At 61.9% G+C, this 9,158-nt stretch carries 11 protein-coding genes and 1 tRNA gene; 4 read left to right on the top strand and 8 right to left on the bottom strand.

Annotation, left to right across the window (positions count from 1 at the left end):
- Nucleotides 1-490, top strand: a 490-nt coding sequence (locus tag EOA79_RS25725) for an aldehyde dehydrogenase family protein (RefSeq protein WP_128293419.1), incomplete at its 5' end; no start/stop codon positions are given.
- Nucleotides 491-514: 24 nt separating this feature from the next.
- On the opposite strand, the gene EOA79_RS25720 is transcribed toward EOA79_RS25725, so the two are convergent.
- From EOA79_RS25720 to EOA79_RS25710, 3 genes are read right to left on the bottom strand one after another with little or no spacing between them, the layout of a single operon-like run.
- The gene (locus EOA79_RS25720; protein WP_127335512.1) at nucleotides 515-1,165 is read right to left on the bottom strand and encodes a hypothetical protein; all 651 of its coding nucleotides are present in this window, start codon (nucleotides 1,163-1,165) and stop codon (nucleotides 515-517) included.
- A 3-nt stretch (nucleotides 1,166-1,168) separates the two neighbouring features.
- Nucleotides 1,169-3,406 carry an AGE family epimerase/isomerase gene (locus EOA79_RS25715; protein WP_095823751.1) on the bottom strand — a complete coding sequence of 746 codons (2,238 nt, stop codon included), beginning with the start codon at nucleotides 3,404-3,406 and terminating at the stop codon, nucleotides 1,169-1,171.
- Nucleotides 3,407-3,416: 10 nt separating this feature from the next.
- The gene (locus tag EOA79_RS25710; RefSeq protein ID WP_095823752.1) at nucleotides 3,417-4,937 is read right to left on the bottom strand and encodes a phosphomannomutase/phosphoglucomutase; all 1,521 of its coding nucleotides are present in this window, start codon (nucleotides 4,935-4,937) and stop codon (nucleotides 3,417-3,419) included.
- A 200-nt stretch (nucleotides 4,938-5,137) separates the two neighbouring features.
- Here EOA79_RS25710 and EOA79_RS25705 point away from each other — a divergent pair.
- Nucleotides 5,138-5,214: transfer RNA gene (locus EOA79_RS25705), tRNA-Pro, on the top strand.
- 99 nt (nucleotides 5,215-5,313) lie between these two features.
- Here the strand turns inward: EOA79_RS25705 and EOA79_RS25700 are convergent.
- Both EOA79_RS25700 and EOA79_RS25695 read right to left on the bottom strand, forming a co-directional pair.
- The gene (locus EOA79_RS25700) at nucleotides 5,314-5,499 is read right to left on the bottom strand and encodes a hypothetical protein (protein ID WP_127335513.1); all 186 of its coding nucleotides are present in this window, start codon (nucleotides 5,497-5,499) and stop codon (nucleotides 5,314-5,316) included.
- Nucleotides 5,468-5,815: a hypothetical protein gene (locus EOA79_RS25695; RefSeq protein ID WP_127214790.1), complete on the bottom strand. Its 348-nt coding sequence runs from the start codon at nucleotides 5,813-5,815 to the stop codon at nucleotides 5,468-5,470. The genes EOA79_RS25700 and EOA79_RS25695 overlap by 32 nt, the downstream gene beginning before the upstream one ends.
- A 90-nt stretch (nucleotides 5,816-5,905) precedes the next feature.
- Between EOA79_RS25695 and EOA79_RS25690 the strand changes: the two genes are divergently transcribed.
- A complete protein-coding gene (locus tag EOA79_RS25690) occupies nucleotides 5,906-6,130 on the top strand; it encodes a hypothetical protein (RefSeq protein ID WP_127214792.1) in 225 nt (74 codons plus the stop codon).
- Between the two features lie 514 nt (nucleotides 6,131-6,644).
- Here the strand turns inward: EOA79_RS25690 and EOA79_RS25675 are convergent.
- Both EOA79_RS25675 and EOA79_RS25670 read right to left on the bottom strand, forming a co-directional pair.
- Complete coding sequence (locus tag EOA79_RS25675) at nucleotides 6,645-7,238, bottom strand: SOS response-associated peptidase family protein (protein WP_127335515.1); 594 nt, start codon at nucleotides 7,236-7,238, stop codon at nucleotides 6,645-6,647.
- Between the two features lie 89 nt (nucleotides 7,239-7,327).
- Nucleotides 7,328-7,567 carry a hypothetical protein gene (locus EOA79_RS25670; RefSeq protein ID WP_127214800.1) on the bottom strand — a complete coding sequence of 80 codons (240 nt, stop codon included), beginning with the start codon at nucleotides 7,565-7,567 and terminating at the stop codon, nucleotides 7,328-7,330.
- A gap of 380 nt (nucleotides 7,568-7,947) precedes the next feature.
- Between EOA79_RS25670 and EOA79_RS25665 the strand changes: the two genes are divergently transcribed.
- A complete protein-coding gene (locus EOA79_RS25665; RefSeq protein ID WP_127214802.1) occupies nucleotides 7,948-8,193 on the top strand; it encodes a hypothetical protein in 246 nt (81 codons plus the stop codon).
- Between the two features lie 728 nt (nucleotides 8,194-8,921).
- Here EOA79_RS25665 and EOA79_RS33245 read toward each other — a convergent pair.
- Nucleotides 8,922-9,158, bottom strand: a 237-nt coding sequence (locus EOA79_RS33245) for a hypothetical protein (protein WP_206639266.1), incomplete at its 5' end; no start/stop codon positions are given.

Below are 9,158 nucleotides of genomic sequence, written 5' to 3'. Positions count from 1 at the left end.
GGTCAACAAGGCGCAGCAGGACAAGGTCGTTTCCTACATCGCCGCCGGCAGAGAGGAAGGGGCGACGCTCGCCAGCGGCGGCAATGTGCCCTCGCTGCAAGGCTTCGAAGGCGGCTTCTTCATCGAGCCGACGGTGTTCACCGGCGTGACCGACGGCATGCGGATCGCGCGCGAGGAGATCTTCGGGCCGGTGATGAGCGTGCTCAAATTCGACAGCGAGGACGAGGTGATCGAACGCGCCAACGACACCGACTTCGGCCTGGCGGCGGGCGTGTTCACCCGCGACCTGCCGCGCGCGCATCGTGTGATCGCCGAGCTGCAAGCCGGCACCTGCTGGATCAACGCCTACAATCTGACGCCGGTGGAAATGCCCTTCGGCGGCGTCAAGCAGTCCGGCATCGGGCGGGAAAACTCGCTGGCGGCGCTGGCGCACTATTCGCAGCTGAAGGCGGTCTATGTCGAGACCGGGGATGTGGCGGCGCCTTACTGAAGTCGGCTTTCGATCGTGAAAGATTCATGGCTGGTAGGATGCGTAAGCTGAATATCCTTCGACCTTTCCGCCATTCTTCCTGACAAGAGCGGCAAGCACTTTGGCAATGGTTTCGTCGTTCTGATCGAGGTGAGAAATCAACACTCGAATATTTGATTTCAACCCGCCTCTCAGCGCCCCGCCCAGTCGAAACAGTCCGCTTCTAACTGGCACAGGTTGCGCAAGTCGCAGGTAAACTAGGAGCGTACCCCTGAATGATTGGACCCTAATGGATTCAATTGCGCTCCACGGCACCGGCTCATGCAATTGACGCCTATCCCACAACGTTTCCCTGGTGAGAATGAGCAATGGGACCGGATTCGCCGCATCCAAAACCACCCTTACAAACATTCCGACGAACAGGACGCTGACAAAGAGGCATCCGAATACTTCAGCAGCCCACGCCACTCGATCGAGCGAATTTCCAGCTTGCCAGTTTTGGACGGCAGAAGAATAGTACTTCACTGAGGAAGACAGTGCCAACGCGGCGGCGATCCCGAAAAGGGGAGCGTACCAACTAAAGCGGCCACGGGCCTCTAAGGGAAGGTCTATCCTTCGCGGCGCAACGCCCTGCGTCTTCCAGAGAGTTGTATCGCCCGGAACTTCTACAAATTCGCCGGTGTCCGCTTCTCTCAAGCCTCACCTCTTCTCCGCCGTCCCATCCAGATACTGCATCAGCGCGCAAACGAGGTGATAAAAAATGCTGGCCGGCACATCGGTCGCCATCGAGCGGCCGCGCTCGTCGATGCGGTCGATCCAGAGGCCGAGCGGCGCCGGGTCGATGTGCCAGCGGAACAGCCGGCCGACGCGCGCCTCGATCTCGGGCTTGAGGTCGGGCCCTCCCGCGCCATTGAGCGCGATCGCCGCCTTCACCGCTTCGGCCTGCGGCCAGCTGCGCGAGACCGTGTCGAGCGGGAGGCCCTGGCGCGAGACCGCTCCATAGGAAAGACCGGTGGCACGGTTGAGGCCGTTGGCGACGGCCGATGCATAAAGCTTGCGGGCGAAACCATTGAGGTCGGTCTGGCCGCTGCGCGCGGCGAAATCGATCAGCAGCGAGGCCCATTCGAAATGATGGCCGGGCTCGGTCCAGCTGCCCTTCTCGCCCGCCACTGGCTTCCAGCTATCGTCGAAATATTCACCCAGCGTCCAGCTCTCGGCGTCGAAGAAATGGCTGCGGAAGAGGTCGATGATGCGCGAGGCGCGGCGCAGATAGGCGCGCTCCCCGGTCGCCTGGTGCCAGGCCAGAAAAGCCTCGAGCAGATGCATGTGCGGATTGGAGCGCCGCTCGCCTTCGCCGCCAGACGTGTCGAGGAAGCCGGTCATGCGGCTGTCCTCGAGATGGGCGTCGAGGAAGGCAAAGGTCTCCTCGCCGAGCCGCAAGGCGTCGGAATGGCCCGAAATATGGGCGTGCGCCAGCGCTAGAAGCACGCAGGAATGGTCGTAGGCGTCCTCGACCGGATCGGCGACCGAGCCGTCGACATTGAGCGTGCGCACCCAGCCGCCTTTGTCGGTGCGGCCCCGGCCTGCCATGAAGTCAAGGCCATGAGCGATCAGCCGATCCGCCGGGCCGTCCCAGCCGCGCTCCTTGGCGACGGCGAAGGCATAGATCTGGCGCGCCTGCGTGCGCATGCGTTTCGGCTTCATCAACGGCGCGGTGTCGAAGCCCAGCGCCTCATGGAAGCCGCCATGGCGCTCATCGACGCCTGACCTCGACCACAGCGGCAGCGTCTCCTCGAACAGCCAGTGCCGAACGCGGCGCCGCCAGGCGCCGCTCTCGATGACGCGGTCATGCGCCGGCGTGAACCTCGTCTCCAGCCGGCCGGATTTCTCCAGCTGCTCGACGATCTTCTTGACGTGCTGGCTGTGGCTGACCGGCGCCACGAAGGTGGCGTCTGCCGTCGAGACGATGGCCACGTCCTTCATGCCGATGGCCGACAGCAGCCGGCCGTCGCCGCGGATGTAGGAGTTCTCGCAATCGATGGCGACGACATCGCCGAGGATGACGTTACCGTGGCTGTCGGACGGGCCGACATCGAGCAGCGACTGCCACGAACCGAGATCGTTCCAGCGGAATCCGGCCGCCACCATGGCGATGTCCTTGGCCCGCTCCATGATAGCGTAGTCGATCGAGGTCGACGGGATCGCCGAGTAAAGTTCCAGCGGCATGTAGAGCCCGGAAAGATCGTTGGTCGCCGCGTGATAAGCGGCTTCCGTCGCCTGCCAGATCCTGGGCTCGAAGGCGGCGAAGGCATCTCGCATGGCGCCGGCGCGAAACAGGAAAATGCCGGTATTCCAATAGAAGCTGCCGGCGTCGAGATAAGCCCGCGCGGTGGCGAGGTCGGGCTTCTCGACGAAGCGCGAGACGTCGAACACGCCGTCGCGATCGGCCGCGACCTCGATATAGCCATAGCCGATTTCGGGCTGCGTCGGCTTAATCCCGAACACCACCAAGCGACCGGTTCTCGCCGCCGCAGCACCCGCTTCAACGCTCCGCCAGAACTGCCGCGCGGTGGAGATTTCGTGGTCGGAGGGCACCACGAGAACAAGCTCATCGCCAAATTCGGAGAGGGTGCGCAGGCTGGCAAGCGCCACGGCAGCGGCGGTGTTGCGCCCCGTGGGCTCGAACAATGGGCCGCCGCCGGCGAGATCAATGCCGGCAAGATCGGCATGGACGCGGTCGGCATGGCGCTCCGATGCGATGAGAAAGATCGGCGTCTGCCCTTCAGGCCGCGCGGCCAGCCGGCGCAAGGTCTTGGCCAGCATCGAACCGTCGCCGGAAAGGTCGTGGAATTGCTTGGGATTGTCCTCGCGCGACAGGGGCCATAACCGCGAGCCGACGCCGCCGCTCATGACGAAACTGACGATGCGCTGGCTCATGGCTGCCCTGTCAGAAGGTCTGGTTGTAGGCGCCGACTTCGGGACTGCGGCGCAGCACGGCGTCGACGGCTTCGAACATCTGCCGGCGCCGCTCGGACGATACCGGGCTCTCCACCACCACGACAAGCTCGGGCTTGTTCGAGGAGGCGCGCACAAGGCCCCAGGTGCCGTCCTCCGCAACGACGCGCACACCGTTGACGGTGATGAGCGTTACGATCTTCTGGCCGGCAAAGTCAGCACCTTCGCGGTGCATCGTCTGAAAATCCGCCACGACGCGGTCGACCACGCCGTACTTCACCTCGTCGGGGCATTGCGATGACATGGTCGGCGTACCGTAGGTCAGCGGCAACGCGCGGCAGAGATCGGCCATCGAGCTCCGCGGATTGCGGTCGAGCATCTGGCAGACGACGATCGCGGTGATCAGCCCGTCGTCATAGCCGCGGCCGATAGGCGGGTTGAAGAAGAAATGCCCGGATTTCTCGAAGCCGGCGACGGCACCCAGCCCGGCAACGCGGCGCTTGATATAGGAATGGCCGGTCTTCCAATAGTCAGTTGTGGCGCCGTTCGCCCTGAGCACATGATCGGTGGCAAAAAGCCCCGTCGACTTGACGTCGACGACGAAGGCCGAGCCCGGATGGAACGATGAAATATCGCGCGCGAGCATAAGCCCGACCTTGTCGGCGAAGATCTCGTTCCCCTCGTTGTCGACGACGCCGCAGCGGTCGCCGTCGCCATCGAAGCCCAGTCCGACATCTGCGCCCGTCTCCAGCACCTTCTCGCTGATGGCACGCAGCATCTGCATGTCCTCGGGATTGGGATTGTAGCGCGGGAACGCATGGTCGAGCTCGACGTCGAGCGGGATCACCTCGCAGCCGACACGCGCCAGCGCTTCCGGCGCGAAGGCGCCAGCCGTGCCGTTGCCGCAGGCGCAAACGACCTTGAGCTTTCTCGAGATGTGTTTGCCCTTGGTAAGATCATCGACATAGAGCTCCCGGAAACCGGACATGAACTCGTAGGCACCGTCGCCGCGGAGGTCGAAGTCGGCTTCGAGCACGATCTTCTTCAACGCGCCCATCTCTTCCGGACCGAAGGTGAGCGGCCGCGCCGCCCCCATCTTGACGCCGGTCCAGCCATTCTCGTTATGCGAGGCGGTGACCATGGCGACCGAGGGTGTATCGAGCGCGAACTGCGCGAAATAGGCCATGGGGGACAAAGCCAGGCCGATATCCTTCACCCGGGCGCCCGCCGCCATCAGGCCGGAGACCAGCGCCAGCTTGATCGACAGCGAATAGGAGCGGAAATCATGGCCGGTGACGATATCCGGCCCAACGCCCAAGCGCCGGATCAGCGTGCCCAGACCCATGCCGAGCGCCTGGACGCCGATCAAATTGAGCTCCGGCGCCTTGGTCGAGCCGGGATGGCCGACCCACCAGCGCGCATCATATTCGCGAAAGCCCGACGCCTTGATCAGCGCCGAGGTCTCGAATTCGAAGCTGTTGGACCGGGCTTCGCCAACAATCGTGAAGGTCAATGGTCGAAACTCCAGAGAGCCGGAATGCCGATCTGTAAAGGGCGCGGCTTATCACGAAAGCCTTTAAGCCGGTCTTTATCCGACGGCTAAATCGCATGCCATCCGGGCAAGCTGGGTGAAAGCCGAGAAATGCGACACAAGTGCAGCCATTGACGCTTGCAGGATCGGAAAGTGGCGGCTATAAGCCCGCCGTCTGGTCACGGAGTGTAGCGCAGTCTGGTAGCGCACATCGTTCGGGACGATGGGGTCGCAGGTTCAAATCCTGCCACTCCGACCAGAAAAAACAATCAGTTAGCTTCCTCTCGATTTTACCTCCCACCTGATATCCCACCTGAAACTCAGGGTCAGGCCGATGACGGTCGTCGCCCTGCTGGCTTCAGAGGTCAAAGCGTATCGCCCTGCGGCGCTCGGCCGCGAACGTTCCGACCAGCGACTGCAGCTCGCCATCCGGCTCCTCGCTCCCGATCGCGCGCAGCGCGGCTACGCCGGCCTTGATCGACACCGGCCCGGGGTCGGCCGCGAGCAGAGCCTCAAGCGCGCGTTCGAATTGGTCGTTCGTCAATTCGGACCTTCCTCCTTCCAAACCGGCACCGGTTGATCTTAATCGCCACCAGGCGCCGGATGCGCAAGCCGACGCCTTCGCGGCCGGTCGGGACGAAGGCCTCGACATCGAGCATACCGTGGTCGACGCCGTTCTCGCATTTCATGCGGTAGGCGAGCGAGTCGACGTCGACATCGCCGAAGATCTGGATCAGATCCGACGGATGGTAGTTGTGCTGCCGCTTGCAACAGCGGCACCGCACGCGCACCAGGCGCATGGTGTCGTTCAGGCTCGACAGCGGAAAGTCCCGTCGCTTTGGGCCGTAGGTCTCTGGCATGGGAACAAATGAGGAACATTTTCCTTGATCGTCAAGACCGCCTGTGGAATCTTTTAGGTATGTCTCCCAAGTCACACAGAGCAGAATGCCATGCCAACTCGCTATTCGATCGAGACCTGTCCCGACGACGCGAAGGTGCTGCACATGAAACTCAACGAGGCCGCAGAAAATGGGGGCCGTGTGGTCAATGTCATTTGGCAGCCGGAACGTGAAATCACCAACCGTGAATTCCCCGACGACCTGAAGGTCTGGGTCGAATCCGGTTACATCATCATCCTCGAGTATTTCGAACAGGATCCGGCGAATGAGCGATGAGCCGACACGCCCCGGCGAGGCTGTCCAGACACACGAGCGAGGTCCTCTCGGTCATGTCTGCGAGCACCAGGGCTGCGAGAAAGATGCCGGCTGGGGGTTTGCTCGCCCGAGACAGCCGTCGCACTGGTTTTGTTTCGAGCACCGCGGCGAAGGGGAACGCTACCTGTAGAGCGGCAAGGATTACAGGTCAGACGCGCCGGGCACCTTTTTTCGCCAATCTGAAACCTAATCAGCGGTCTCGCGTTGCCTCGTCACCTTTCGATATCATGGGAGCGACAATGCAAGGTTTGAAGCGGTCGTGTTGGAAGGAAGACTACGACCTAGACGAGTTTGCGGGCAGGCACGGTCTGACAATCAGACAGGCCGAAATTGTGATCCAGAGCAACGGCCCATCTAAGCACAAATGCGATCTCGCTGCCGCGGCATTCAAGGTCGCGCTCGAACAGTGCAGGCACTTGCGTGAGAAGAGGCGCGAGGCTCCCGGGCATGTCCGCGAACCCTCGGGCGATCTGAACTAATAGCTCTCCGGCCTCACCGTCTCGACCGCGAGCGACCCGGCTGGAAGCGGCAGCAGCAGCTCACGTTCGGGCCTTGTCAGGTTGAGCCAGGCGGACCAGTTCTCCGGCTGAAGAATCACGACCTGACGATTGTGATACAGTGCGACGTCCGGCCCAGGATCTGTCGTCAGCATCGTGAAGCTGGGCGGCTTGTTGCCGGCCGCCTCCCGCCAAAGCCCCGCAATTGCCATGAACGGCCCGCCGTTCAGGGTGAAGCGGTGTCTCGCTTTCGGATATTTCGTTCCCGTGAATTCGAAGAATGCGGAAGCGGGAACCAGGCAGCGCTTGCTGTTGCCAAACTGTCGGCCCTCGGAGCGGAAATTGAAAACCGGCCCGCCTTTGGGACCGGCCGGCGGAAAGCCGAATGTCATCGAGGCCAGCTCGATTGCATCGCCGGCAACGCGCATTATCGGAGCCGGGTCGTTGACGCGGATGTCGTCAGCCTGCGGCAGATCGAGCTCGGTCTGATGGATTGGGATCTTTAGAGCCAGCGACTCCATCAGTCGGCAGTACTCTGCCCAAGCGACATGCTGCTCGTAGTCGTTGCACATACCGGTCTCGCTACAGTCCTGCGCGGTTTCTGATCTCCGAACGAGGGAACCTCCGAGCGGAACGGTTCTTTCAGTGGTACCCAGAGAGGTCAACAAATGTGCGGCGGCATCTTCGCCGCTTTCCTATCCTCCGCTCTTGCCAACAGCCTGGACAGATGCACTTCGTGAAGGTCCTGCATGCGTTCGAAAAGATCGAGCAGTTCGAGCGCCTTGTCAGTAGGCAATTCGAGGCGTTCTAACACGGCTACGCGCTCGCGCTGCTGGGCGATGTGTCGTCTGCCTAGACTAACGTGTCCCCGCACCATCTCAATGTCGTCAGCAAGCGTCATCAGTCGTAACGGCGTAATGATCGACCCGTTCCGCTTCTGAGCGAGACCGATCTGGACGCCTCACGAGATCCAATCCCTTCCTAACTTCCCAACTCGCCGGGCGAGGCCCCCAACAACAACCTCAAGCCCGACGAGCTTACCGGGATCAACCGGCAATGGCTTGGTATGCGAGCCCGGTCCCGGCGAATTTGGTGTCCCGAAATGGGACCCGTGGTGTTTAAGGGCGATTGCCGGGCCGCCTCTGGAACGACATCGGTACCCTGACGTTATGCGCGATGCTTCTCCACGATCATATCAGCATGTTGCAGCGGCTCGTTCGACACGGCGAGTGGCACATTGCGCGTCAGCGCGAGCGGATTGCCCGATTGAGGAGCCAAAACTTGCCGACGGCGGACGCCCTGAGATTCTTAAGCCTATTGGAAGAAGTTCACGCCTTCCGGCGAAAACACCTTTCGCGACTGCTGTCGAAGCCGACCGGTTCACAAGCCGGCTCGGTGTTTTCGGCGAAGACGCAGCTGATCTCTATTCCTGAGCCCGTGCTCCGGCTCGGGCTGGAGCTGGAGGAAGCACTTAAAGAAATCTTCAGCGGGTCGGCGGCCAAACCTGCCAAGGGCAGGCTTCACTAGCCGCGGACCCTCTCGCCATTCCTCCGAAGACGGGCCCGGGTCGCTCAAACGCCTTCTCAAGTTCTCCGAAAACCTGATGGCGAAGGGAGTCAAGACAGCCGTCGGTGATAGACATTCGCCCCTCGATCAGTTCTTGCTGCGTCCAGCCGTTACGGTCATCCAGACCGCCACAAATGGAAGAGCCCGCTCGCGAGGGGAGGTCGAGTGGGCTACGCTGCTTGCTTATCAGACGGCTCGATAGAACTGGGACAACGAACCGTGCCGCGGGGGGCCCAACCGCTTACCGGTCCGGATGTTCCCGTTCGGGACAGAGAAATCGGAGAGACGGCGCTGGGCTCGGCTTAGGACAGGGCGACCCGGCCTGCGTGCGGGGGAGTCGGGGGACGACTTGAGCGGAACAGGCCGGGCCTCTTACCCCGTCACGGGCCGGGGCAGATATAGATTATGTGCCCCTTTGCAGCGACTGACATTAACATTTCTAAGGCTTAGCTAATAAAAAGCCGAGCAGACAGCTCTCAGGGTGCCGGACTGCGGCGTCGGGGACCATAGCTGGCAGGCCGGGCCTTTGGCCCCGTTTGGGCACGGGCAAGTCTGCAGCGCCGCCTTTCGCCGCTGACACCAGGACTTTAAGCGCTAAAAGCCGGTCGCAGCCAACGAGCGTACGCGACGGGCTTCATGTTGCCACCTGACGGCTACACCCCAAAGGGATCGCTGCCTGTAGGTCCAATTCACGATGTCGTGAACAAAACTTCAGCAACTGCTTGGCGACGCGATTGGACGCCCCGATGCATCGAGAGCACTTGTCGATGCTGCTGCGCAGCGCCGAAAGCGGATAGAAGGAACATTCTCGCCTCGTCAGTCTTTCCTTTTAGTCCGGAGAGAGGAGGAGAACCATGGCGGACGACAAAAGCAAACGCGATTCGCGCGATCGCGACCGTGTGTCGGGGGATCAGGAGTATGAGGTC

The organism is Mesorhizobium sp. M1A.F.Ca.IN.020.03.2.1 (assembly GCF_004023205.1).
Classification (GTDB): Bacteria; Pseudomonadota; Alphaproteobacteria; order Rhizobiales; family Rhizobiaceae; genus Mesorhizobium.
Note: the sequence above shows the minus strand (reverse complement) of the source record. Positions and strands in the feature narration are given on the sequence as shown.

What these genes read in the sequence shown, in the direction of transcription:
- EOA79_RS25695 (WP_127214790.1), bottom strand. Translation starts at nt 5,815, where the DNA reads ATGCCAGAGACCTACGGCCCAAAGCGACGGGACTTTCCGCTGTCGAGC.
- EOA79_RS25675 (WP_127335515.1), bottom strand. Translation starts at nt 7,238, where the DNA reads ATGTGCAACGACTACGAGCAGCATGTCGCTTGGGCAGAGTACTGCCGA.
- EOA79_RS25715 (WP_095823751.1), bottom strand. Translation starts at nt 3,406, where the DNA reads ATGAGCCAGCGCATCGTCAGTTTCGTCATGAGCGGCGGCGTCGGCTCG.
- EOA79_RS25670 (WP_127214800.1), bottom strand. Translation starts at nt 7,567, where the DNA reads ATGACGCTTGCTGACGACATTGAGATGGTGCGGGGACACGTTAGTCTA.
- EOA79_RS25690 (WP_127214792.1), top strand. Translation starts at nt 5,906, where the DNA reads ATGCCAACTCGCTATTCGATCGAGACCTGTCCCGACGACGCGAAGGTG.